The sequence below is a fragment of the Sneathiella limimaris genome (assembly GCF_012932565.1).
Lineage (GTDB): Bacteria > Pseudomonadota > Alphaproteobacteria > Sneathiellales > Sneathiellaceae > Sneathiella > Sneathiella limimaris.
The window spans coordinates 733,939-758,236 of the sequence record NZ_JABBYJ010000001.1 but is presented as its reverse complement, the minus strand read 5'-3'; the positions used below and the strand labels follow the sequence as shown (position 1 = coordinate 758,236).

Sequence of the window (24,298 nt, the reverse complement as noted above, 5' to 3'; positions counted from 1 at the left end):
TCGTTCTTGTTCCTGACAGGAACATTCCCCTACAATCCTAATCAGCTAGCATAATTTACAATTTGATGAACTAACCCAAATCAGTGTAGATTTTTTGATGCGTCTCACCGACTTAGGGGCAGAATAGAGGCAACTATCAAAATTACACCTTTACTACGAAAACTATCTGCATTCGTAACCCTTTCAGAGAGTGAACGATTAGCCTTGGATAGGCTGCAAAATCATTCGAGAAAGTTTGCCTCAGGGAAAAACCTCGTATTTCAAGGGCAGTCGGACCAAATCCTTTATATTGTGCATTCAGGTTGGGTTTGCTCTTACAAACTCCAACCCGATGGATCACGCCAAATTATTGATTTCCAAGTCCCCGGAGATTTACTAGGATTACGTAACGTGCTTTTCAACATATGTGACCACGGGATAGAAACAGTTACAACGGTCAAAGTTTCCGAAATCATTGTCTCTGATCTTATGGATACATTTAAAAAATATCCTCGCATCGCGATCGCAACCTTTTGGTCGGCATCTAGAGAAGAAGCGATGGTGGTTGAACATCTGGTGGACATTGGACGCCGCGGTGCGACAGAACGCGTTGCCCATTTTCTCCTCGAACTGGGGGCAAGACTGACGTTAGTCGGGCTAGGCAGCAAAGTTGGCTATGATTGTCCACTGACCCAGTTCCATCTCGCAGATGCAATGGGATTGAGTGCAGTCCATGTCAACCGCGTCCTAAGGCAATTGCGTGAGGATGGCATGGTGACGTTTAGGAACAGTCATGTCACATTCGACAATTATGATCGCTTGGCCGAGTTTGCAGAATTTGATCCCTCCTATCTTGATCAGGAAGGTCCCTTACTTCAGTGAAAGCTAGAAAGAAGAACGGGGTTCTATCGGCGCGAAATCCGTCAGTACAGGTGAGAACCTTCAATACTAAGCTTTTTGAGCGCAGCGATATCATTTTGTCGGAAATCGAAAACGTACAGACTAATATTTTCCGATTGAGGAGACTAGGGTCACAGTTTATGCACTGTTGCTCATTTCGAGTTTACAGAACTTGTCTCGGCCACTGAAAAGAGCTTTCACTCCTTTGTAGCCGCAGGGTAAAGATCTCTTAGTTATCGGGCGCGGGTTTTTGGCCCGCGCGCCGGAAGTTTTGGAGGGCTAAAAGGGACACTACTGTGTCCCAAAAGGAATTTGATACCAGACACATCGAATGACCTGAACAGGATTACGGTTTTGCGATCAAAGAGATTTTTGTTCCTTCAATACTGATACCTGCCATCAGACCTTTCTGATCAAATATGAAGGCGTAGGCATCCTCTTTCAGGCTTGATGTTGACAGGTTTTTTGCCGCCCCAGCGTCGATCACCACGACCGTTGGTCCGACACCCAGTTCCCAGCCTTTGCTCTCAGCCACATATTTGATGGCTTTATCGCTCATCAGATAGACAATATAACCGTAAGTCTGAGCGCCAACCTGAAAGCCCCAAGAGCCGGTAACTGTGTTGTAATAGCCGTCCACCAGACCGCCTTTCATCATCAAGCCTTCGCCATAAGCACCGCCAAAAACTAGACCGGCTTTAACAACATTAGGGAAAATGAGGGTCGCTTTGGCATTTTTCGCCAGATGGGCCGCAACAGGGCTCGTTCGTTCCAGCTGATTGCTTGCCTGCTCAGCATCCGCTTTCAAATTTTCAGCTGTGGCAGCCACGGAGGGACCCGAGACAGCCAGCATCATCATCAGGATAACAACAAGATTGAGTATTCTGTGCAATGATTTCATGATTAACTCCTGTGGGGGGGACTCTGCAGATTAAAATTAATCTGAGTGATGGCAAACTACTCTTGTTTCGGGCTGGATCGACTAACCTCAATCAAGTCGCGTGAATTAATCTAGTCGGTTCAAAAACTATTTGAGATATTGTCCGGCGAGCAGACCCGTTAATGCCGCAACCAGCAGCGCCGTTTTTGGATTATCACCCACAGAAGCCTCCAGCTCCGCCGTGACAAACGCGACCATGGCGGCTAGTTTTTCTGGGTCCGGTGCTTCGCGTTGGGCCTCTTTGGCCTGTAATTTGTGCAGCAAATAGACAAGTAGTGCAGCGATGAGCAATAACAGCAGGGTCGCCCCGGCAGTGGCTAGGGCCGCCAGTGGTATTATCGTGTACAAAAGCATCCAGGAAAAGAATCCCAAAGCCAGAAACAGCAGACTCAGAAAGACCATCATAGAAGCGAGCGCTAGGGCCGTGCCTCCGATTACACTTCGCTGAACAATATTCGTTTTCTTATGAGCCGAGTACTCAACTAGTGCTATTTGCAAAATCTGCAAAAGCGCGGTCAAGGCCTAGCTTCTCCGCCGCAGCAGCAAACTGGCCAGAAAACCAACGGCAAACGCAATCGCGATACTGGAACCGGGATGTTCTTTCACCTGACCTTCGATCTGATCAATCCCTTTTCGCCCATAACTCTTGAAGGAATCCAGTTTCTCGCGTGCGCTTTCTGCGCCGTTCGTTTTCATAGCATCCATCATGTCAGAGACATGTTTTCGCAAAGAGGCGAGATCTTCTTTTAGTTCGTCCATTTCTGGGTTTAAGCCGTTAGATTTATTCATTTTATGCTCCATTATGATGGCGGAACCCTTAAGGATGCCGAATTGAATTGCCCCCTGCGATGATCTGATTGATCAGGGCGGCGACGGCTTGATGTGTATTTGCATCAAAGGCCTTACCGGCAGTTCCTTCATGAGCACTGGCAGCGTCTTTTAGCACGCCTATGATTTCATGCTCTGAAAGAAGTTTGTGATCGTTCAGTGCCAGCAAAAGCGACTCGCAGATCGAAAGTGCTGCTATTCCGGAAATATCCTTGTTATCCTTCATTATCGGACCCCTTTAAGGTTTAAAGACATGAGGACAGGGAAAGAATGCCTCTCGATTTTACCTAGATTGACAGGTTTTGTGGCAACTTACTTATCGAGAGCAGTCTATTACTGATACACTTGAGGTTTCTGTATGCAACGTGTGGAATGGTCAGATATGCCCTCAGAACGGACTGCGTCAGACTATTCCCAGAACCATTAAGACGACAACAATAACCAGCAGGGTGCTCAGAACACCTATACTTCCGTGTCCATAACCATAGCCATAGCCGCCGAAACGGCCACTAAACCCACCAAGTAGAAAAATGATTAGTACGATGAGCAGGATTGTACCAAGTGGCATAATTTTGATCTCCAGCGGTTTAAGAAGTTAATTAAGTTGATTGGCCACAGGTATTTCAAGAGATAAACAATGAGAGACAGGGATTTCTTTTTTATCCGTTATAACCTCAGAAGATTTACAGTATACAAGCGAATTACTAGACAGCTACTGGCCGACCGAAACGTCAATTAGAAGAGCCACGATACACCTTTGCCGTTGGGGAACACTGATGCAGGTTAGTCTGGCTCAAGCGAGCCTCGGAAAGGTTTTATTGAGCTATCCTTAAGCTCCAATTCCGTCTCCCACCCACCCAATAAAAAAGGCCATCCATTTGGATGACCTTTTTTTTATTTGGTTGCGGGGGCAGGTTTTGAACCTGCAGTCTTCAGTCTATGAGCTTGATTAGACCAAAATCAAATAATCAAAATAGATAATTTTTGAAGAGCAGCCTGTCTACCCACCATGTCCGAAGAACTCCAATCCTTGACGGAAACGGGTACATGCTCTAAATATAATGACGCAATTACAACATGGCTGATAATATTGTAGCTATTACATCTTTTTTATGTGAGAGCAGCGTTATGACACGACAGCAGCAGACCGTAGACGTGAATGATAAAGCCATCCTGGCCAAAGCCGCCAAGAATGCCGCCTCCAATCTTGGGATCCCACTTGAGGAGCTGGCCAAGATCATAGGACGGGATCGGACAGCCATCAATCGCGGTATTGACCCTGCGACAAAGGCTGGGGAGCTGGCCCTTCTCTTTGTCCGCTGCTATCGCGCCCTGCACACGCTGGTCGGTGGGGATCCGAAAAACATGAAGCACTGGTTTGGAACACGTAATAAACATCTGAACGGTGTTCCAAGAGAGCTTGTGAAGTCCGTGCAGGGACTGAATAGCGTCCTCGTTTACCTGGACGGCATGCGTGGGAAAATTTGAGTGGAAGGATGTTCTGAGCCAGGCTCAACCCGAGACCCTCAAGGGTCTCCTCTGGCGCGTTGTTGAGGACCAGTCAGAGATCGCCACCATGGAGCTGGTTGATACACTCGATGAACAAATGCGGCTTGAAGAGTTGCTGGACGCGACCAAACCTTCCTATCCAGAAACGGCGCCAGATGATTACTTACTGGCCACCCCATTCAGATATCCTCCCTTAAAATGGGGATCGCGTTTTGGGGCCCGACATGAGATGTCCATCTTCTATGGATCTCTTTTACAAGAAACAGCGGCGGCTGAACTGGCCTATTACCGGTTCGTATTTTTAGAAGGTGTCGAGGAGGCGTTCCCCAATCCGGTGATCCGGGCAAGCTATGATCTCTTTTCGGCCCGGTTCAAGTGTGACCCCAGCCTCGATCTGACTAAAGCACCCTTTACCGCCTATGCAGACATCCTGCAGCACAAAGCCAACTATCAGCCAACCCAGGCGCTCGGCAGTGAGCTAAGAGCAGCCGAGATCCAGGGGATTAGCTATCAGTCCGCGCGCTGCCCCAAGGCCGGTTTGAACGTCGCCATTTTTGAGCCGGCAGGGTTAATCTCAAAGAAGCTTGTTCAAAAGCTCAAATGCTATTGTGAGGCCACACAAAACCGGGTGGTCCTCAAGCTGGATCGAACCCAATTCCTGGAATTTCCAAGGGATCTATTTTTGATCGATGGGAACCTTCCTGAACCAGCTTGAGCTCACTCCGTCACAAAGCTAATCTTGTATCCCCGTCAATCGATGACTGACCCCCATAAATATTGCGACGCACTGCAAACACTTCATAAGAGCTTCATTGATCTCAGAAATGCATCACTTTATACTTAAGCGATAAAGACTGGAGACGTTTATGACCGACCTGCATCATGACCCGGGAATGCCCACTTCAGAGGGGATTGAATTTACCCTTGCAGAAACACAAGCCATGCAGCGGGCCATTCTCAAGCTCCTCGCGCTCTGGAAGCTCACCGATGATCAAGTGACGACTTTACTGGGCGGCATCTCCATCTCAGAGTTCCAGGGCTGGAGGGAAGGTCAATACGGATCTGTTGATCCAGAAACCCCAATCCGCATGTCCAATCTGATCGGGATACACAAATGCCTTCGACGTCTCTTCAGCGATCCGGAGCGGGATTACGACTGGATCAAGAGGCCCAATACTGTTTTTGACGGACGGTCCGCCTTAGAGGTAATGCTGAAAGGCCACTTAACCGACATCATCGTTGTCCGACGCCATCTGTTCGCAGAATGTGAGACATGATCCTTGGGTAAGCTCCCAAAACCTTTGTCAGGCAAACACCCCTGCATCAACCGGCACTTAAACGTTTTGGCGCCTCTGGAACAGGGTATCTGCGCTCCGTTATCTGACAGACCGCGTCACGTTTCAAATCTTCACTGAAACTGGCTTTGCCCATAGCAACCTCCTTGCCACATCATCAGCCAAAAAGGTGTCTACAAATTTAAGGGCGTCTGAAAGCATAACAATGTATAGCAAGGTATAAGGTTTTTTCTTATCCTTTGTTATACATGGTTATAAAAGGTTATACTTTGGAGAATTTTCTTCCCCTTCAGAGTCCATGACACAGAATTGACGTTGTGAACATGTGAGTGCATTGATCACATACATCTCCGAAAGCCAGCCGAGGCCGGAGCGAGGAATAGGCTAATCTAGAACCTGAACAACCGATGAAGGGTAAATCCACCTCTGGACCGTTTCACAGGAAATATCCAAACCTCGGGCGGCCAAAAGATCTTCAATGTCTCGATAGCTAAATGTAAATCTGAAGTAGTGGCAGACAGCATGCTGAATTATTTGAGGTGGAAAGTAATGCCAGAAATATGAGATCTTTTGCATTGGCCAAGACTAAGGCATATTTAACTTTCCCGCCACGATGTTAATGTGACAACGCCAAGGGGATCCTCGACAGCGTCGTATCAGCTCATTTTCGCTTGATGTTCTTAAAGGAATCAGTGATAGCCGAACGCAATTCATCACCTTTTAGTCCAGTGGATCTATAATGCTTCAAAGTCTGAGTTGATTTTTGGTTCAGTACTAAACCTTCAACAGACAAAAATTTGGAAGCTTTTGACAATCCAATCGCCTTACTCACAAACTTACCGGTTGTCGCTGAGCGTTTAATAGAGTGATTTTTTAACATAGCTATAAAATACCATAAGCTGCAAAACAAAGATGTAAAAAAATAGACGCATTTATGGTAAGCACGGTCGGTATTGTCACATTAACTTCCTCTGACACCGCACACGATCTGGTCAGTCCGTTTCAATGGGTAATGACACATCGTTGGCCCACTCGCTCATGGAATTGTCGTAAACAGCTATATCGCGATAGCCCAATTCATGTAACACGAAAGCATCTAACGTTGCGGCAATCCCGCCGCCACAATAGGTGATGATGCGCTTGCCTGGTTCGGCACCGATGCCGGTGAAGGCCTGCGCGGCCGCCTCAATCGGCAGCAACTCCATAGTTTCAGGATTGACCAATGTTGGCGCAGGGACATTAACACTGCCCGGGACGCGGCCGGGGCGACCATAGCGCGGACTATTGCCACTGTGCAGATCTGCTGTCAACGCGTTGATCGTGCAGATATCTGCCGCACCAATCGCGCTTCGAACAGCATCTTTGTCCACGAAGAGCCCGGGTCTCACGTTGAGGGAAAATGTGCCCGCTGGATAGGTACAGGGACGAGTTGAGGTCACATGCCCGTCGGCAATCCACTTATCATAACCACCATCCAGAATAGACACATTGTCGAACCCGAGCCACCGGAGCATCCACCAAAATCTCGTCGCCCATTGTAGGCTTTTACGACTGTACAGAACGACACGTTTGCCGTCGCTGACACCGCGCTCTGCAAAAGCAGCCGCCGTTTCCTCTGCCGGCGGTAGTGTAAAGCGGAAGGGGCTGCCGGCTACAGAAAAGTCTTTTTGCAAATCGAGATATCCAGCGCCAGGAATATGGCCTTTGTCGTAATCAGCTTGCCCACTTTGAACTGTATAGGGCCGGTTTGGTCCCTGATCAGGAATTAGATACGTCGTACAATCGAAGATGACCAGGTCGGGGTCATCCAAATGAGCTTCGAGCCATTCACAGGTTACCAGCGCTTCAGAATATTGTGACGGTGTTCCATTCATTCTATCCAGGCCTTTTTATTGTTTTTAATTACACATAGTCTGATCAATCATGCGACCAACCGCAAGACGTTATCAGTGCAAAAGCGGCCTTCGAGCATTATTCCCAACATTGAAACGATAGCTTTCTGAAGTCAAAGAAACTTGGTGTATGACCTCGATCGCAGATGGTGTCAGACGAAAGAGAATAGGCCCTAATTAGGCTTGGCAACACCAGTGTTTGACATCAACGCCCATGGAACAACAAGTCTAAAAAGCGCGCGCAGCCTTGTCTTGAAAATTCCGATCCAAGGCCTTACCCTAAGGGAAGATAAATGAAAACCTAACGTATTCGGCTTCTAGAATATTAAGCCCTCTCTTGTATGCCAGTACAGAGAGGGTTTTTTATTTGGGGCATATAGCAGCCCCAAACCCGGATTAGGCAAACACCCCGGCATCAACGGCCTGCAGATATGAATAGAGTTCCTCAGCCTTTCCGGCCTGAACCAGCTGCATGGCCGTCCACCCCGCAAAACCGGCGAGCGGTTCTGATCTGTACCAGGCATAAGCCATGAGGGGCGATCCAATGCGCTGCGTCAGGATCAGAAGCGCCTCCACAAGGTCGCGCAGGCGCTTTTGGGTATCTGCATCGTAAACAGAGGATTGACGCGTCAAGGCGCTTTCATCAATCCCAATCGTCCAGGCAATCTCCTTTAAATCGGTCCGCAGGAGTTTTACCAGCTTACCGGAGACGACCATTTCTCCCTCTGCGATATCCGCAAGCTGCATTCCGTCCATCCACTTCATTTGTGAAATTCAAAAATAGTCTACTTACTCATTGAAAATATTCAACGGTCGTATTGTCAGTGGAAAACAATTGGTGCCTTCAATACGCACTTTGAAGGTTGTCCATTATTATCTCCCGCACACAACTTACAAGAATATTAAAATTTATACCTTTGGACACATAGCTCTAGCCTCGTTTCATCGAGAATATGTAAAACCGCTTGAAAGCGACAAGCGCTTCTTGTAATATTTTTGTGGGTTGCAACCCAATAATTTTGTGACCAAAGTTAGTATCAAAGATCAAATTGATGTTATTTTATAAGAATGTCTGAAATTTAGCTGATTTAAAAAATCTATTAAAATCAATTAGTTAAATACTTTATATATTTATGAAATTCTTTATATAAATTCCGGTTGATACTCCAAAGGCAGAGGTCACACGTTCGAATCGTGTCGGGTGCGCCATTTCCCCAAAATCAAAAATCGCTGTGTTTTATCTTTTGAGGCAAAGACCTAAGCGCTTTTAAACCTGGCTGGGCTGAGTTTCTTTATAACTTCGCTTGCAAGAAGTGAGCTTTTTCCAAGAACCAGGTTTGCGGTCAATTGGGACATGGCTGGTGCAGTTTGTATACCGTAACCCCCTTGGCCAGCGAGCCAAAAGAAACCCTCTCGATCTGGATCAAAGCCAACAACCGGTGTTCGATCCTTAACGAAGGTACGAAGTCCGGCCCAGCTATGTTCAAGCCTATCCACTGTAAGAGTTGTGGCCTCCTCAAACCGGTAGAGACCCTCAGCAAGGACCATATCATCCGGCCATGCGTCATGGGGTTCGACAGGATCTTCATCAGCGGGAGAAACCATTAACTTGCCAGCTTCGGGTTTGGCATAAAAGCTTTCCGACGCGCTAACAAATAGCGGCCAGCGATCAAACCCCTCTATCTCAGGTCGGGGTAGAATTGCGCCAGTCCGTCGCATAGGGATCGCACCAACTTTTGCCACGCCTGCCCGCTCCGCAATCACGTCTGCCCAAGCACCAGCTGCATTTATAAGGATCTTACCTTCTAGAGCTCCGGATGGCGTATGGATTTTCCAAATCCCTCTTTCCAGTTTAATTTCTAGGGCTTCCGAGTTCGTCAACAACTCCCCACCGTTCTGACGAAGCTGCCGCAGATAACCCTGCAAGATTCGATCAACGTCAATATCCTGCGCACTGGGCTCATATGCAGCCTTTACGATCGGATCTTTTTTCAGAATTGGAACCAGTTCAACCACTTCAGATGGGGTCAGTATCTCCAATCCATCAGAACCTTCCATATAATTTTCCAGATCCTCAAGCTCATGCTCACGTGCAAAGAAAAGCTCGCCGCGGGGAGTGAGCAGGCTGCTATCAGAAACTCCTTCCGGAGTTAAGAAAAATGGTTCTGACGCTGCATTCAACGCACGAAGCACAGCATTCCCGTAATTGCGAATAAAAATGGCGGCAGTTCGGCCGGATGAATGATAACCCGGCGTCGGCTCACTTTCCAAAACCAGCACACTTGCCTCTTTCGAAATTTCAGCCGCTGCGCTGATGCCAGCCATGCCAGCACCGATTACAATTACATCTGCAGTTACAGTCATTTACCGCCTAATCCGTTCTGGGCAATCTTGAGGGTCTACCCAAACCCTGTGAACCAATTACCACCTTCCTGCACTATAAAGGCAGACTAATTCAAGCCCGCAATAGTCTGATTTACCAAATATTTGTCGACGTTAAGGGTCAAGCAGGTTAGAGAGACCTCATGACAGAAAACTCAGATATGGAAATCCTGTTGGTCGCTGTTCCAGGGTTGGAGACAGCGCTGCTGAAAGAAGTCCAGGAAAAAGGGTTTGATAAACCCAGACCAATTAAGGGCGGTATTACAATCCGTGGGGATTGGAAGATGGTGTGGCGCGCCAACCTGGAGCTTCGAGGTGCCAGTCGCATCCTCGTCCGACTCGGCTCTTTTCATGCTGTCCATCTAGCTCAATTAGACAAAAGAGCTCGAAAATTTCCTTGGTCTGAAACCCTTGATCCATCGATCCCTGTCAAAGTCGAGGTCTCCTGTAAAAGTTCTCGCATTTACCATCAGAAAGCTGCAGCTGAACGTATTGTCAGAGCATTAACTGAGACCCACGGTATAAGAGTTTCTGATGACGCAGAATTAACCATCAAAGTTCGAATTTTTCGTGATCTTTGTACGATCAGTGTCGACAGCTCTGGAGAAGGTCTTCATAAACGCGGCTACAAAGAAGCGGTGAATAAGGCCCCAATGCGAGAAACGCTTGCCTCCTTGCTTTTGCGAGAATGTGGTTTTTGTGGCACGGAACCGGTCGTCGACCCAATGTGCGGTTCCGGAACCTTCATCATAGAAGCTGCAGAAATTGCAGCCGGGCTTCAGCCAGGCAGGGTCCGTAATTTTGCATTCCAACAACTAAAAAGTTTCGATCCGGAACTCTACGAAACGCTCAAGAAGCCAATACCAGAAATAGAAAAGAAATCTCAGTTCTTTGGGTTTGATCGGGATAAAGGCGCGATTGATATCTCTCAGCAAAATGCCAAACGCGCTGGAGTTGGTAATTCTACTCAATTCCTCAAACAAACTATCGCCAATCTAAAGCCACCGACCGATCAGCCGGGCCTTGTGATCATCAACCCGCCCTATGGTGTTCGGATTGGCGAGATTAAGAAGCTGTCCAATCTTTATATCTCTCTCGGCAACTGCCTAAAGGCTGGCTTTGATGGCTGGCGGGTTGGCTTGATCACAAACTCCGACCAACTTGCCAAAGCAACTGCGCTTCCTTTTTGCGAAAAACCACTAAAGTTTTCACATGGCGGGATACCAGTGAAACTTTTCAAAACAGATCCACTTCCTCAACGCGTCAATTGCTAGAAAACTCGTTTGTTGTCTCAACAACCTCCATATTAAAATGTCCGCTAAAGTGGAATTTATAACGCCTTTTCTTCTATTGATCCTTTGTGCAGTTTTAGTAAGGTAAAAGAAATATAGGAGATTTTGTCAGGAGCTCAGATGAGTGAACGATTGACTAGAGTTCTAATTGGTCTTTGTATGCTATTTTCCTCAGTTGGGTTATCGCAAGCCAATGAAGAGAATAAACTTCGAATCCTCATGTCTCCTATCCCGCCACTCGTGATGTCATCACAAGCAGATCAGCGGGGAGTTCTCTATGAAATAGCTTTAGAGGTCGCGCGACGTTGGGGTAATTCTCCCCAATCAGGCACTAATTCATCTGTTCAACTAGAAATACTGCCATGGAGCCGAGCATATGCAGAGCTCCTCAAACACCCGAACGTTGTGATGCTACAAATGGCCAGAACGCCCGAACGAGAAGCAGAATTTCAGTGGCTGGATCAAACAGGCAATCTGTCCTTTGCATTCATTTCCAAAAACCCGCCAGCCATCAATAGCCTTGAGGAAGCTAGAGACTTGAATCTGATAGCTGTTTATCGGGAGAGTCGGCTGGAAAATTTTCTAAAACAAAATGGGTTTTCCAATCTGGCTCCTACAGACAACAGTAAAACAAGCGCTCGATTACTGGACGCTGAACGTGTTCAACTTTGGTACGCATCGGTACAAGAGGCTCTATGGCTCCACAAAAATGGGTTTTTAGTCAGCAAGCCTGTTGTTGGAACACCCATTTTCCAGACCCCCATATGGGCCGTTACGTCGCGGAAAACGAAGCTAGAGGTTGTTGAGCACCTAACAAAGGTCTTAAGTTCAATTCATAAAGACGGAACTATTGACCTTATCCGAAATGAATACGGACTGGGGCCTTTTAAGGCCAGCTAATCAATAATCCTTATCCGTCAGTTCAATTACACATTTGCCATCCACTTTGCGGTTCATGACAGCGTCCAGAGCCTCCTGAAACTGTTCTAAAGAATAGCGTGCACCAATCTCTGGTCGAAGCAGACCCTTTTCATACTGATCAAGAACACCTCTGACGATCTTATCGACAGTCTGCACGTGCTCGGAGCGATCTACTCCCGGAGTCCAGCCATAGTAATGTCCGATATTGAACCCCATGACAGACGCATTCTTTAATAATAACCGATTTGCAGGGATGTCAGGGATTGTTCCCGACGCATATCCAATGGTTAAGAGCCTACCTTCCCATGCCAAGGCTCGAATAGACTGAAGGGTTACATCTCCGCCAATGCTATCATAAACGACATCTACACCTCGACCATCTGTCAGGTCTAAGACGGCCTCTCTAAAATCCACCTTCTGATGGTCAATCGCCTCATCAGCACCGTGCGCAAGAGCGGTTTCACAATGAGAGGCTCCCCCTGCTACAGCTATAACTTTAGCCCCAAGCGCCTTCCCAATTTCAACTGCCGCCAACCCGACACCACCTGCAGCACCATGCACAAGAAGTACTTCACCCTCCTTCAAGCCAGCCCGCATGATCAAAGCACCATAAGACGTGGTGTAGGAGGTAATCATTGCTGCGGCTTCCGCAAATCCCAGATCATCCGGAATCGGATGACAACAAATATCTCGAACTAGGTTATAGCCAGCACAGCCTCCGCTATCCACGTTACACATAACGCGCTGGCCTACTTGAACACGAGTGACCCCCTCACCTACTTCTGCAACAACACCAGCAACTTCACTGCTTGGAATATAGGGAAGAGGAGCTTTTCTTTGATATTTCCCTGCAATATTGAGCGACATGGCAAAACTAACGCCCGCTGCTCTATTTTGGACAACAACTTCCCCCGGTCCGGCCACCGGTTTGTCCATGGTTTCCAATACAGCTTTTTCTTGATAAGGACCAAATTCTCGAACGACAATAGCGCGCATCTCTCTATCTCCTTTTCCCAAAACTGGGCAGAGCTTTTTCTGTTTAGCTTATATGTTAGGCGAGCCTGAAAACAAGCAAATCCATTTTCGCCACTATTTTATATAATGTATAATGCAATGAACTTTCGCACCTTCATTCGAACCTGTTCTATATCCATGTGGCGCGTCGGCAGCAAAACGGATCGTTTGCCCCGGAGCTAATTTCTCCCAATCCTTACCAATCAGTACTTCCAGATAGCCCTCTAATACAGATACAAACTCTAATGTACCGACAATATGGGGCTCGGAATTACGGAGATACTCAGGCGGAAATGTTATCTCAAACCATTCAAAACCCAGATGCGGTTCATATGCCTGAATAATAGAAACAAGCATTCCATCATTTCCAACATCGTTTCTGATCAGATTAGAGTCTGTAAGTTTCGGAAAACGAAAACTCTCATTCCAGGCATCTGACCCAACCAATGAAGAAAATGAAACATCAAGACCAGTCGCCAGTTTCCACAAAGTCGCAATTGTCGGACTTGATTCTTCTCTTTCAATTTGACCAATCATGGCCTTGCTCACGCCAGAAATATCAGCCAGTTTCGATAAACTTAAGCTCCGCTGAGTTCTGATCTGTTTCAAATTTTGAGAAAGGATCCGGTTCGGGTTTTTCACGTTCAGTCCCTATAAAAAATATCTGTACGTTATAACGCACAAACCGTATAGTCGCAACAATGTGCGTTATAGCGCACGATACTTTGCTGTCTATAAAGAACGATCACATGAACCGCTTTTTATCGCTACCCTATATTACGTCGGGATTTATTGCCGTTTTAATCGGCTATTCCAGTGCAGCCGCGATTGTTTATCAGGCAGCTCTTGCAAGCGGCGCGGATACGGCCAAAGCTGCAAGCTGGATGTGGGCTGTCGGCGTTGGAATGGGTGTATGCGGGATTGCATTATCTTTGCGCTTTAAAGCACCAATTATCATTGCCTGGTCTACACCAGGGGCGGCACTTCTTGTCACCAGCTTGCCAGGCGTATCAATTGGAGAGGCTGTCGGTGCTTTTCTGTTTTCATCTGCACTTCTGACAATATGTGGGATCACGGGGTGGTTTGAAAAAATAATGAAACTTGTTCCTGTTTCCATTGCTAGTGCAATGTTAGCAGGCGTCCTTTTGCAGTTCGCATTCAATGCTTTCAGCTCGATGGAGAGCAATTTTTTCCTTACTGGAGCAATGATCTTTACGTACCTTATCGGCAAAAGAATAACGGCTCGCTATGCCATTCCATTAACTCTCCTTGTCGGAATAGCTGTCGCTGCCGGACAGGGTCTATTAAAAAGCACGCTTCCTAAATTCGCGATTACAGTCCCAGTATGGACCACGCCTGAACTAAATTGGCCAGTGCTCTTAGGCGTTGGATTTCCGCTTTTTGTTGTAACTATGGCCTCTCAAAATATTCCTGGTATTGCGGTTCTCAGGGCGCATGGGTACCAAACCCCGGCCTCCCCACTAATTAGCTGGAGTGGAATTACAGGCTTGATAACTGCTCCTTTTGGCGGGTTTGCCTTCAACCTCGCCGCAATCACCGCCGCAATATGCATGGGTAAAGAAATTGATCCAGATCCATCAAAGCGATACGGCGCAGCAATATGGGCCGGTGTCTTCTATATATCTGTTGGAATACTCGGGAGTACGATTACGGATCTTTTTGCCATGTTCCCAATAGAACTCATCATGACAATCGCAGGGCTTGCACTCCTTGGCACGATTTCAAATGCAATGAGTAACGCTCTTAGCGAAGAAAACGATCGGGAAGCCGCTTTCCTTACTTTTGTCATCACAGCGTCAGGCGTCACACTTTTTTCTATCGGAGCACCCTTCTGGGGACTTGTTGTCGGTTTGATGATCAATATACTCAATAAAAAAACCATCAAACTAGGATTAAAAGATCATGGATTTGGGACTATCTGGGAAAAAAGCAATCATCTGCGCCTCCTCAAAAGGGCTTGGGAAAGCTTCAGCGATGGCACTGGCTGCTGAAGGTGTGGACGTCATTATCAACGGACGCTCGAAAGACACTCTCCTAAAAACGGCTAAGGAAATCAGTTCAGCAACTGGATCTGCAGTTACGCCGATCGTGGCAGACGTCACCACAGAAGAGGGACGGCTTGCTCTCCTTGAAGCCTGCCCAAACCCAGATATACTCGTTAACAATGCAGGCGGCCCACCTCCAGGAAATTTTCGGGACTGGGATCGAGAAGATTGGATCGCGGCGTTAGATGCGAACATGCTCGCACCTATCGCCTTGATCAAAGCGGTCGTAGACGGGATGATTGATCGGAAGTTTGGACGCATCGTCAACATTACTTCGGCAGCGGTTAAATCTCCCATCGCCATCCTCGGCTTATCAAATGGCGCGCGAACAGGCTTAACTGGATTTGTTGCTGGTACCTCACGCGAAGTTGCCGCTTATGGTGTGACGATCAATAACTTGCTGCCAGGTCCATTTAATACAGACAGGCTCAAATCCAATCTTGAGGTTACGGCTGAAAAGATGGGAAGGTCATTTGAAGACGAAGCAAAAATCAGAGCTCAATCAAACCCTACAGGCCGTTTCGGAGAACCAGAAGAGTTTGGAGCTGTTTGCGCTTTTCTCTGCAGTCAGCATGCTGCCTATATGACAGGTCAGAATATCCTGCTTGATGGCGGGGCATTTCCTGGAACAATGTAACCCGGAGGCCGCAAAAAAGTTTCCTAAATTACGATTCGGTTGTTTGATTCGCATTAAATTAGGAAAAAATTGCCCAAAAAATTGCGCGGTGGGGTGAGTATAGTTAACGGAATGCCTAATATGGTTAACAAAATGTTACCATTAGTAGTGAGTGCCCTAAAATACATACGCTAGGTTGTATTTTCTCAAAATTTCTTAAAATTGTATTAAAATACCAATGTACAAACCGAGTAAATCTCTTATTCTATTAGCAAGTATGTATCATTGCCGTGTTTCAGAATTGCGGGTGCAAAAGGGAGCATGGTTTCCAAAGTTAGGGGCCTAGTAAATTCTATTGGGTCGTGTTCTGTTTTCTTTTGCAATGATTAGCAATGTAGAAGAGGGGTTATATAAATGTTTAAAAAACTAGCAACTCTTGCGGGAGCAAGTATTGTAGCAGTAGGTCTGATGGGCGTTAGCGCTCAAGCAGCCATATTGGACTTCACTAGTGAAGCAACAAAATCAGCTGTAGAAGGCGGTACGCCTGGTGAAATTGATTTCTTCGGTACAACAGCCACTATTTCCTCTACGGCAGGTGCTTTGACATGGACTGCGCAGGATGGCGGGACTTGTGCAACGCCGCCTCTGGATTGTTCTCTGGACGGCCTAGGTGTTGTGGACGATGAGGTTTCTCCCGGCCGACAGTCTATTACGATTTCTTTCGCGAAAGCGATATCTCTCGATGCTATTTACTTCTTAGATCTTTTCACGTCATTCGGAGGGCAATCTAAGGAGCAAGCTGAGGTGTCTTGGGGAGGTGGCAATAGTGGGGCCGGTTTTGCGTCATACTTTGCAGACTCAGACGAGATAAAACCGGACGGTGACAGTGGCTACCTTAAAGTTGAATTTGACGGTTACAAACATGTAAGCTGGCTTACATTCACTGCTTTAGATATCAACCCTGGTGACGATCTAGGCGTGAATGATTTTTCAGTAGCAGCTATTTCAGCGGTACCGCTTCCAGCAGCTCTACCGCTCTACGGCGCGGCTCTCGCAGTTCTCGGTCTGTTTGGCTGGAATCGCAAGCGGAAAGCCTAAGGGTTGTACGTTAAAGATTTAAAGAAAAGGCGGTCTTAGTGACCGCCTTTTTTGTGCCTAAATACCTTACTTAACGGCCAGTAAATTTGGGTTTGCGCTTTTCCTTAAAAGCTGCAAGCCCCTCTAGGCGGTCTTTTGATGTTGAATGCTGTGCATTAATTAAAAGCTCAGCTTTTAACGCTGTATCAATAGGTTGTTCCAGGCCATCGTTTACCATCTGCTTCATTCGGCTTAGACCCAGCGGGCTTTTTGCGGCAAGTTCGTCAATACGTTCTACAAGCGCGGTGGGAAGGTCTTCATCCTCCACAACCCAATTTACCAGACCCCACTCCCTTAAAATTTCCGCCTCAAGGAAATCTCCACTGAAAATCATCTGTTTTGCTCGGGTAACCCCAATTTTACGAGGAAGTCTCACAGAACTTCCGCCTCCCGGCACAAGCCCGTAATTGGCGTGGGCATCTCCAAACTTTGCGGAGCGGGCAGCCAGCACAAGATCACAAGCCAGCACCAACTCTAATCCGCCGGCAAGCGCAAGACCATTGACCGCAGCAATCACCGGCCTTGGGAAATTTTCAATCCGCAGAAGCAACTTTCGAAAGTCATCGAGAAAGCGAAAATTCGCATCGGCGCCACCACTTGCTGTTATCCTCTCCTGAGCAGATTTGAGATCAACGCCTGCTGAAAAAGCTCTTCCTGCTCCAGTTATAGACAAAACCCGCACATTTTCGCGACCCTCATACATATCCAGAATGACTGTAAGTTCGACAATCATTTCACGAGAAATACTGTTCAAAGCTTCCGGTCGATTGAGGGTAATGGCAACATGAGACTCACTATCTTCTACTAACACCGTTTCAAACAGCATTTCTTATTCCTTTTCGTTCTTTTTGAACCACGCTACACAGGTTCCGAAAAAGAGTAAATCACAGATCTCTATGGCTTTGCGTTAATTCCAGGGTCAGTGCGATATGTTTCAGCATATGGATTAGGGTTGAAGACTTGGACTGTTTGGCACGCTGAAAACAAAAACAGGATACCCATCAAAACTAGTATTTTCATAAGATGACATCTCCAAACATTATATTTATATAAGTTGATATGAGGTTATCAAAATTGTCTTCAAGTCTTCAAAGTCTTCAAATTTATTGAAAAATCCCCAAGATTTCGCGTTTTTGTCATAAAGATTCCATTGACAATCTGGCAGATTGCTCCAAATATCCTCTCACGTGATACATTCGATAAGTTAATTTTAGCGGAGTCCTTCGAGGCTTCCTGATTTGCACTACCGAGGTAAACGTTATCCCGACCCCACCCAAGACAAGACGGGGTCATTTACATCGCTAGACTTCAGGAGGCGACTATGAGTACAGGAACCGTTAAATGGTTTAACGCAACAAAAGGCTATGGTTTTATCGAGCCTGATGATGGATCAAAAGACGCTTTTGTTCACATCTCAGCTGTTGAAAAAGCAGGCCTGACTACTTTGACCGAAGGTGCAAAAGTTTCATACGAACTTGTTCCTGGCAGAAACGGCAAAGAATCTGCCGAAGGCATTTCTATCATTGAATAGTGCCAATACCTGCCTGATCACCTGATCAGGCAGGATTTTCCCTCTCTTACTTTTCTCTCCAAACACATATTTAAATCGTTTGATCTCAACCGAATATCTTGAACTCATCTCCATTATAAGGAATGATGCTCAAAGATCGGGCCATAAGAGTTCGATTATTCTGTTTGGAGGAAATTATTATGGCTGCATCCACCCTGTTGAAAACCTTAACCGGGGTCATCCTCGCGGGTTCACTTTTTGCCACTACACATGCTAACGCTGAAACCCGTGTGACATATAAATCCGCAAAAAGCACATCTTCCTACTACCAAATGGCCGTTCAAATTGCTGAAGCCATGAAAGCAGGAAGTAACGGTGACATTATTCTAACTGTTGAAGAGAGTCAGGGATCTGTCCAAAACGTTATGGAAGCGGCTGTCCGCCCCGGAAACTACGTTTTCACGACCCCACCAGCACTGGTTCGACTGGCCGCAGCTGGTAAAGCGATGTTCAAGGATAAGCAGAATCCCAAATTTTCCGATATTCGCGCTCTATTTCCAATCCCTTCATTAACCATGCATTTTGTTGTTCGCGACGATAGTGGCATTACAAAGTTTAGTGATCTGGAAGGTAAAAACATTTTGATCGGAAAAGGCTCCTTTGGCGCTCGTGAAGGGGCAAAATATTTGAAGCTTTTTGGCTTAGAAGGAAAGGTCAACTTGGCTAATGTCGAACTTTCCAATGCCGTTCCCGCACTTAAGAACAAACAGATCGATGGATTTGTTACGGCTGGCTCTTACCCAGCACCAAATGTTATTGAAGCCGCGGCTGGAACTGGCGTTAAAGTCCTCTCTCTAAGTGAAGATCAGATCAAGCAAACAAAAAGAACCCGTTTGGTTATCCCGGCTGGCACATATGCCGGCATTGAAACAGACACGGTCACCACTTCACTTCCTGTCGTTGCCTACACAACAACCAATATGTCCGACGAGACAGCCTACGAACTCACAAAGACTTATTGGGAACAAAAAGAAAAAATGGGTGCAGATCACGCTTGGTGGAAAGGTGTCAACACCGACATGCTGTCCAACATTTCAGGAAAAATTCACCCAGGCGCACTGAAATATTATGCTGAAAAAGGGGTTACCGTCCCTGAAACTGCTAAGTAAAAGTTCACCCCTGTCATTGGAGTAAAGTGATGACGGCACCTGGCCGGTATTTTTGGATGGTTCTTGGTGCCGTCTCTATTTTCTTTCATCTAGGTCTCATTTTTTCAGGGTTAGTTCCCAACCTACTTTCGCGTCCATTGCACATGACCCTGGCGTTGCCTTGGATATTCTTATTTGCGGCAAAAAACAGAAATCAACTCGTTACGGGCACGATTTTCACCTTCGCTGGTCTAGCCGCAAGTTTTTACATTGCATTGAATGAAGCGAGCCTCTCAGACCAATACGGGTTTTTAAATAGCGACCTGCAGATCGTAATTGGTTTCACTCTACTAGCAGTTACCCTTGAAATGGCGCGAAGAGCGATTGGCTGGCCTCTTCCAACCGTAGCCGGAATTGCCTTAATATATGGGTTTTTTGGCCAGTATCTGCCAGGTGAATTTGGTCACCCGGGAATCCCGCTCTCCAGTTTTCTTGGAAATCTTACTATTGCTGAAGGGGGATTATGGGGCAAACTCACAGGCGTTTCTGTCTCCATCGTTTCCATTTTCGTCATCATGGGAGCTGTCCTCAATTCAGGCGAAGCTGGACAGGGTTTCATGAACCTCGCCACTGCAGCTGCAGGACGGTTGAAAGGCGGCGCTGCCAAAGTCTCTACTTTGTCCTCTGCCTTGTTTGGGTCAATTTCCGGCTCTGGATCCGCGAACGTCGCCTCAACGGGTGCCATTACCTTGCCCGCCATGACAAAACTCGGCTACCCAAAAGCGCTCGCTGGTGCTGTGGAAGCTGTCGCCTCTTCAGGCGGTCAAATCATGCCTCCCTTAATGGGTGCTGGCGCATTTGTGATGGTGGAACTTACTGGTGTTCCCTACACAGATATTATGACAGCAGCACTTCTTCCTGCCATTCTGTATTTCGTTACTGTCTGGGTCGGCATTAACGCTTTCGATCGCAAATTTAACCTAAAAAGCCTTCCCAAGGATCAGCAGCCACCACTCAAAACAGTTCTCATAACAACAGGCTTCTTTGCACTCCCTTTTTTCGCCTTGCTGGAACGCATGTTTATTGGTGGAACGACACCCCAATATGCTGCCTGTATTGCCATCCTCGTCGCTTTTGTTCTGTTATTTCTGGACAGCCGCTTAACTTTTAACCTCAAACGGACTTTTTTGAGGTTAGAAGACGTATGTCTGACCGCAGGCAAACAAATTAGTATGATCGCTGCCATCATCCTTTGCGCGTCCCTCATAATTGGTGTCCTTGGCGCAACAGGGCTTGGCGTCAAGATCACATCCCTGATCATATCTGGCTCAAACGAGATGCTCTGGCCAGCTCTCTTGCTAACGGCCATCGCCTGTTTAATCTTGGGGATGGAGGTACCAACCACGGCAGCATATGTTATTTGCATATCAGTTGCCGGGCCAGCCCTTCAATCGCTTGGTCTTCTTCCGTTACAAGCTCATTTATTTGTATTCTGGTTTGCACTGTTATCAACCATTACCCCACCAGTTTGCGGAGCTGTCTTTATTGCAGCCGGAATGGTCAATGAAAACTGGCTGAAAGTGTCATTCTACGCGATGGCTCTAGGCTTGGGCTTGTATCTCATCCCACTAGGATTAATCGCAAATCCGAACTTGATCCAATTGGCGGATACACCTTGGAGCGCTCTGTTCGCCTTTCTTAAAATAGCTATTGGCTTAGTTTCAGTTTCTTACGGAGTGATCGCACCATTGCCCTGGGTTACGCGTGGAGTGCTGACTATTATCGGGCTGATTATAATTTTTATTAGTTTTTAGCTCTTGGACCCCAACCTGTGACCGAAGCTTTCTCACTTTTCCTATCAGGCTTTCTTTCAGCAACTCTATTACCTGGCTCCTCTGAAGCTCTTTTCATTTCGCTTCTTCTAATCGATGACAGTGAGTACATAACTCTCTTAGCTGCGGTTAGCTCCGGGAATGTTCTGGGGTCCTGTCTCAACTGGTGCTTAGGTCGATTTTTGATCGAATATAAAGATCACAAATGGTTCCCTGCTTCACAGCAACAACTGGACAGGGCTCAACACTGGTTTCAGAAATATGGAGTGTGGTCTCTGCTCTTTTCATGGCTACCCATAGTTGGGGACCCACTCACCCTAATTGCCGGATTTCTCAGAACTCGTTTTTGGGTGTTCTGCTGTTTAGTCGCTATCGGAAAAACCATACGATACAGTGTTCTTCTGTATGTGACCCTAAGCCTTTCATAAAAAAAGCCCGGAAAAAACCGGGCTTTCTAAATTTGTTATCGTTACACTTACGCAACGATTTTCTTGAACCGTTCGTTGATCAGATCTTCTGCTTCTTTCACAATTCTCGTAACCAGTTCTTCAACGGATGGAATATCGTTGATCAATCCAATGCACATACCAGCTGACCAAACACCTGCGTTCTCATCCCCTGTTTCATAAACAAGTCGTCCTTTTTGCCCGCTGGCAACAGGACCAATTTCTTCAATTCCCTTACCTTCGGCCTCCATGGCCACAACTTTTTGCGAGACCTCGTTCGTAAACATCCGCGAAGTATTCCGCAAAGACCTTAAGATCAGTGTTGTCTGCAGCTCGTCCGCTTCAACCATACGTTTCTTGATATTCTCATGAACGGGGGCTTCCTTCGTCGCCATAAAGCGGGTCCCCATGTTGATACCATCAGCACCAAGGGCGAGCGCTGCTGCCAAACCACGACCATCAGCAAACCCACCCGAAGCAATGATCGGAATTTCCAACTGATCCGCCGCACGAGGGATCAGGATCAATCCTGGTGTATCATCTTCTCCGGGGTGACCGGCGCATTCAAAACCATCAATGCTAATAGCATCAACTCCATGACGCTCGGCTGACAGAGCATGTCGAACAGAAGTACACTTATGGATAACCTTAATCCCAGCAGCCTTTAGTTTTGGCATGTGGTCTTTCGGGTTATTTCCAGCAGTTTCAACAATCTTCACCCCAGACTGAATAATGGCATCCATATATTCATCATATGGGACCGGTTTCAGGGTGGGGAGGATCGTAAAATTGACCGCAAACGGCTTATCAGTCATATCCCGAACACGAGCAATTTCTTTAGTGAGATCCTCAGGAGACGGCTGAGTAAGAGCCGTTAAGCATCCCAGCGCGCCGGCATTGGCAACAGCAGCGATCAGTTCGGCCCGGCCAACCCACTGCATACCACCTTGAATAATTGGATGTTCAATACCAAAAGCTTCAGTGAATCTTGTTTTCATTTTTATTGTTTCCCAAAGGTTATTGATGCTCAGAGCCTAATTGAGCGCTTTTCAGGCTGCAAGATTCTTTTTCTCACAGCTCAATATAACTATATAACTAGTTTTATGGTTGTTTTATTCGAGCACATCCGATATACAGGCTTTATGAATACATCTGACATGGCAAAATCCCTAGCCGAACTGGGAAACGAAACACGCTTAGAGATATTCCGTATTTTGATAAAAGCGGAACCTAAAGGGTTAAACATTAGCGGGATCAAGGAGAAGCTTGATATTCCCGCTTCAACACTGGCGTTTCACCTCAAAGGCCTGGTTGATGCAGGGCTCGTGTATCAGACGAAAGAAGGAAGATCCGTCTGTTGCAGAGCCAACCTTGAAAGGGTGAATACGATTATCCGTCAACTGATCGAGGACTGCTGCCTCGACAATCTGGAGCTCGAACATGAGTGAAGTAATCTCCCCAGTCCCTGAGAATAACTCCTGCTGTGGACCAGCCAACTCATCCGCTAAAACCAGTTTTCAAAAGATCAATCAGATCTTGTCAGCGTTGGGAACACCAATTTTTGGTATTCTGGCGATACTGATTATCTTGGCTGTTTCAGTTCCAGAAGATTTTCAGTCACATCTGACCTTCATTTCATCCAATCTGCTTTCCATCGCGCCCTTTCTCCTCCTTTCAGTGGGGATTGCAGCCTACTTAAAGGCAACAGGGGCGGATCAGATTGTCTCCTCTGTCTTTCGGGGAAACCCCGTCAAAAGCATCCTGGTTGCCTCTCTATTTGGGGCTCTCTCTCCTTTCTGCTCCTGTGGTGTAATTCCACTTGTTGCGGCGCTATTAGCCTCCGGTGTTCCTTTCGCGCCGGTATTGGCCTTTTGCATTTCCTCACCGATCATGGACCCGGAAATGTTTATCCTCACGGCGGCTGAATTAGGGACAGATTTTGCCTTAGTCAAAACAGCGGCTGCGATTGGCATCGGCTTACTAACCGGCCTTGTTACCCTGCTCATCGGGAAGACTGGTTTCCTTGAAAACGGTCTCAAAGACATTGCACGCCCCAAATGTGGCGCAGCACCTATTGAGAAGCCGTCTATCCATTGGGCTTTCTGGAAACAGTCTGGATTAACCCAGAAATTTGGGACCGAATCCAAAAACTCTCTTTGGTTTCTTGGAAAATGGCTGACTTTTGCATTCGTTCTTGAAAGTTTGATGGTTTCCTATGTTCCCGCCGAAACGATTACCTCATTGTTAGGAGCTGAAAACAGCCTATCGCTCCTCTACGCAGCTATAATCGGCGTTCCTGCATACCTGAACGGTTATGCAGCCATTCCATTAGTCGATGGTCTATTGGAACTCGGGATGTCACCAGCCACCGGTCTGACCTTTATGTTGGCTGGAAGTGCAACGAGCATTCCAGCAGCAGTTGGAATTTGGTCCCTACTAAAGCCAAAACTCTTCAGCCTATATGTCGGGTTTGCTTTCGTCGGTGCGTTACTTGGCGGTTGGATCTACAGCCTTGCGTTATAATTAACTCAATTCTTCCCACTGGACAAAAGTTCTATTTCTAGTACTTTTAAAAGAAAAACGGGAGGAAT

Annotated in this window: 27 protein-coding genes and 1 pseudogene; 15 read left to right on the top strand and 13 right to left on the bottom strand. The window is 46.8% G+C overall.

Going from position 1 to position 24,298, the window contains the following annotated elements; all coding sequences use genetic code 11:
- Positions 1-204: 204 nt before the first annotated feature.
- Positions 205-861: a Crp/Fnr family transcriptional regulator gene (locus HH301_RS03620; RefSeq protein WP_206378152.1), complete on the top strand. Its 657-nt coding sequence runs from the start codon at positions 205-207 to the stop codon at positions 859-861.
- Positions 862-1,225: 364 nt separating this feature from the next.
- Here the strand turns inward: HH301_RS03620 and HH301_RS03615 are convergent, their stop codons facing one another.
- The 5 genes from HH301_RS03615 to HH301_RS03595 form a co-directional block, all read right to left on the bottom strand.
- Positions 1,226-1,738 (bottom strand): lipid-binding SYLF domain-containing protein, encoded by a 513-nt coding sequence (locus HH301_RS03615; protein WP_420821176.1) that lies wholly within the window; start codon positions 1,736-1,738, stop codon positions 1,226-1,228.
- 168 nt (positions 1,739-1,906) lie between these two features.
- Positions 1,907-2,173, bottom strand: coding sequence for a hypothetical protein (locus tag HH301_RS03610; RefSeq protein ID WP_169566734.1), 267 nt, complete (start codon positions 2,171-2,173; stop codon positions 1,907-1,909).
- Positions 2,174-2,341: 168 nt separating this feature from the next.
- Positions 2,342-2,608: an ElaB/YgaM/YqjD family protein gene (locus HH301_RS03605; RefSeq protein WP_169566732.1), complete on the bottom strand. Its 267-nt coding sequence runs from the start codon at positions 2,606-2,608 to the stop codon at positions 2,342-2,344.
- Positions 2,609-2,636: 28 nt separating this feature from the next.
- The gene (locus tag HH301_RS03600; RefSeq protein ID WP_169566730.1) at positions 2,637-2,873 is read right to left on the bottom strand and encodes a hypothetical protein; all 237 of its coding nucleotides are present in this window, start codon (positions 2,871-2,873) and stop codon (positions 2,637-2,639) included.
- 177 nt (positions 2,874-3,050) lie between these two features.
- Positions 3,051-3,215, bottom strand: a complete 165-nt coding sequence (locus HH301_RS03595) for a DUF3309 family protein (protein ID WP_169566729.1) — start codon at positions 3,213-3,215, stop codon at positions 3,051-3,053.
- A gap of 560 nt (positions 3,216-3,775) precedes the next feature.
- On the opposite strand from HH301_RS03595, the gene HH301_RS03590 reads away from it, so the two are divergent.
- The 3 genes from HH301_RS03590 to HH301_RS03580 all read left to right on the top strand — a co-directional run bounded on the left by HH301_RS03590 (position 3,776) and on the right by HH301_RS03580 (position 5,433).
- The gene (locus tag HH301_RS03590) at positions 3,776-4,135 is read left to right on the top strand and encodes an MbcA/ParS/Xre antitoxin family protein (RefSeq protein ID WP_169566728.1); all 360 of its coding nucleotides are present in this window, start codon (positions 3,776-3,778) and stop codon (positions 4,133-4,135) included.
- Positions 4,122-4,871, top strand: a complete 750-nt coding sequence (locus tag HH301_RS03585; RefSeq protein WP_169566727.1) for an RES domain-containing protein — start codon at positions 4,122-4,124, stop codon at positions 4,869-4,871. Before HH301_RS03590 ends, HH301_RS03585 begins: the two co-directional genes overlap by 14 nt.
- A 151-nt stretch (positions 4,872-5,022) precedes the next feature.
- Positions 5,023-5,433: an MbcA/ParS/Xre antitoxin family protein gene (locus tag HH301_RS03580; protein ID WP_206378151.1), complete on the top strand. Its 411-nt coding sequence runs from the start codon at positions 5,023-5,025 to the stop codon at positions 5,431-5,433.
- A 435-nt stretch (positions 5,434-5,868) separates the two neighbouring features.
- On the opposite strand, the pseudogene HH301_RS17590 reads toward HH301_RS03580, so the two are convergent.
- The 4 genes and pseudogenes from HH301_RS17590 to HH301_RS03565 all read right to left on the bottom strand — a co-directional run.
- Positions 5,869-6,027, bottom strand: a pseudogene (locus tag HH301_RS17590) (IS6 family transposase); the annotation flags it as partial.
- Positions 6,028-6,443: 416 nt separating this feature from the next.
- Entirely contained in the window at positions 6,444-7,325 is an 882-nt protein-coding gene (locus HH301_RS03575; RefSeq protein WP_169566725.1) for a sulfurtransferase, read from the bottom strand.
- A 414-nt stretch (positions 7,326-7,739) separates the two neighbouring features.
- Positions 7,740-8,108, bottom strand: coding sequence for a hypothetical protein (locus HH301_RS03570; RefSeq protein ID WP_206378150.1), 369 nt, complete (start codon positions 8,106-8,108; stop codon positions 7,740-7,742).
- Positions 8,109-8,600: 492 nt separating this feature from the next.
- A complete protein-coding gene (locus HH301_RS03565) occupies positions 8,601-9,707 on the bottom strand; it encodes an NAD(P)/FAD-dependent oxidoreductase (protein ID WP_169566723.1) in 1,107 nt (368 codons plus the stop codon).
- Positions 9,708-9,868: 161 nt separating this feature from the next.
- Here HH301_RS03565 and HH301_RS03560 point away from each other — a divergent pair, with 161 nt between their 5' ends.
- Positions 9,869-10,999, top strand: coding sequence for a THUMP domain-containing class I SAM-dependent RNA methyltransferase (locus HH301_RS03560; RefSeq protein ID WP_169566722.1), 1,131 nt, complete (start codon positions 9,869-9,871; stop codon positions 10,997-10,999).
- 138 nt (positions 11,000-11,137) lie between these two features.
- Complete coding sequence (locus HH301_RS03555) at positions 11,138-11,917, top strand: substrate-binding periplasmic protein (RefSeq protein WP_169566720.1); 780 nt, start codon at positions 11,138-11,140, stop codon at positions 11,915-11,917.
- Here the strand turns inward: HH301_RS03555 and HH301_RS03550 are convergent, their stop codons facing one another.
- Together HH301_RS03550 and HH301_RS03545 are read right to left on the bottom strand one after the other, a co-directional pair.
- Complete coding sequence (locus HH301_RS03550; RefSeq protein ID WP_169566718.1) at positions 11,918-12,934, bottom strand: NADPH:quinone oxidoreductase family protein; 1,017 nt, start codon at positions 12,932-12,934, stop codon at positions 11,918-11,920. It lies immediately after the preceding gene.
- Positions 12,935-13,027: 93 nt separating this feature from the next.
- Positions 13,028-13,594, bottom strand: coding sequence for a helix-turn-helix domain-containing protein (locus HH301_RS03545; protein ID WP_206378149.1), 567 nt, complete (start codon positions 13,592-13,594; stop codon positions 13,028-13,030).
- Positions 13,595-13,653: 59 nt separating this feature from the next.
- Here HH301_RS03545 and HH301_RS03540 point away from each other — a divergent pair, with 59 nt between their 5' ends.
- The 3 genes from HH301_RS03540 to HH301_RS03530 all read left to right on the top strand — a co-directional run bounded on the left by HH301_RS03540 (position 13,654) and on the right by HH301_RS03530 (position 16,732).
- Positions 13,654-14,964, top strand: coding sequence for a benzoate/H(+) symporter BenE family transporter (locus HH301_RS03540; protein WP_169566716.1), 1,311 nt, complete (start codon positions 13,654-13,656; stop codon positions 14,962-14,964).
- Positions 14,876-15,655, top strand: coding sequence for an SDR family oxidoreductase (locus tag HH301_RS03535; protein ID WP_169566714.1), 780 nt, complete (start codon positions 14,876-14,878; stop codon positions 15,653-15,655). Before HH301_RS03540 ends, HH301_RS03535 begins: the two co-directional genes overlap by 89 nt.
- A gap of 393 nt (positions 15,656-16,048) precedes the next feature.
- Entirely contained in the window at positions 16,049-16,732 is a 684-nt protein-coding gene (locus HH301_RS03530) for a hypothetical protein (protein ID WP_169566713.1), read from the top strand.
- 70 nt (positions 16,733-16,802) lie between these two features.
- Here the strand turns inward: HH301_RS03530 and HH301_RS03525 are convergent, their stop codons facing one another.
- On the bottom strand, positions 16,803-17,597 hold the full coding sequence (locus HH301_RS03525; protein ID WP_169566711.1) for an enoyl-CoA hydratase/isomerase family protein: 795 nt from the start codon (positions 17,595-17,597) through the stop codon (positions 16,803-16,805).
- Between the two features lie 495 nt (positions 17,598-18,092).
- On the opposite strand from HH301_RS03525, the gene HH301_RS03520 reads away from it, so the two are divergent.
- The 4 genes from HH301_RS03520 to HH301_RS17840 all read left to right on the top strand — a co-directional run bounded on the left by HH301_RS03520 (position 18,093) and on the right by HH301_RS17840 (position 21,689).
- Positions 18,093-18,302 (top strand): cold-shock protein, encoded by a 210-nt coding sequence (locus tag HH301_RS03520; protein ID WP_169566709.1) that lies wholly within the window; start codon positions 18,093-18,095, stop codon positions 18,300-18,302.
- Positions 18,303-18,481: 179 nt separating this feature from the next.
- On the top strand, positions 18,482-19,450 hold the full coding sequence (locus HH301_RS03515) for a TAXI family TRAP transporter solute-binding subunit (protein WP_169566706.1): 969 nt from the start codon (positions 18,482-18,484) through the stop codon (positions 19,448-19,450).
- A gap of 29 nt (positions 19,451-19,479) precedes the next feature.
- Positions 19,480-21,243, top strand: a complete 1,764-nt coding sequence (locus HH301_RS03510) for a TRAP transporter permease (protein WP_169566704.1) — start codon at positions 19,480-19,482, stop codon at positions 21,241-21,243.
- A gap of 17 nt (positions 21,244-21,260) precedes the next feature.
- A complete protein-coding gene (locus tag HH301_RS17840) occupies positions 21,261-21,689 on the top strand; it encodes a VTT domain-containing protein (RefSeq protein WP_169566700.1) in 429 nt (142 codons plus the stop codon).
- Positions 21,690-21,736: 47 nt separating this feature from the next.
- On the opposite strand, the gene HH301_RS03500 is transcribed toward HH301_RS17840, so the two are convergent.
- A complete protein-coding gene (locus tag HH301_RS03500; protein WP_169566698.1) occupies positions 21,737-22,705 on the bottom strand; it encodes an NAD(P)H-dependent flavin oxidoreductase in 969 nt (322 codons plus the stop codon).
- Positions 22,706-22,864: 159 nt separating this feature from the next.
- On the opposite strand from HH301_RS03500, the gene HH301_RS03495 reads away from it, so the two are divergent.
- Together HH301_RS03495 and HH301_RS03490 are read left to right on the top strand one after the other, a co-directional pair.
- Positions 22,865-23,155, top strand: coding sequence for an ArsR/SmtB family transcription factor (locus HH301_RS03495; RefSeq protein ID WP_206378147.1), 291 nt, complete (start codon positions 22,865-22,867; stop codon positions 23,153-23,155).
- Positions 23,148-24,230: a permease gene (locus HH301_RS03490; RefSeq protein ID WP_169566695.1), complete on the top strand. Its 1,083-nt coding sequence runs from the start codon at positions 23,148-23,150 to the stop codon at positions 24,228-24,230. The genes HH301_RS03495 and HH301_RS03490 overlap by 8 nt, the downstream gene beginning before the upstream one ends.
- The last annotated feature ends 68 nt before the right edge of the window (positions 24,231-24,298 follow it).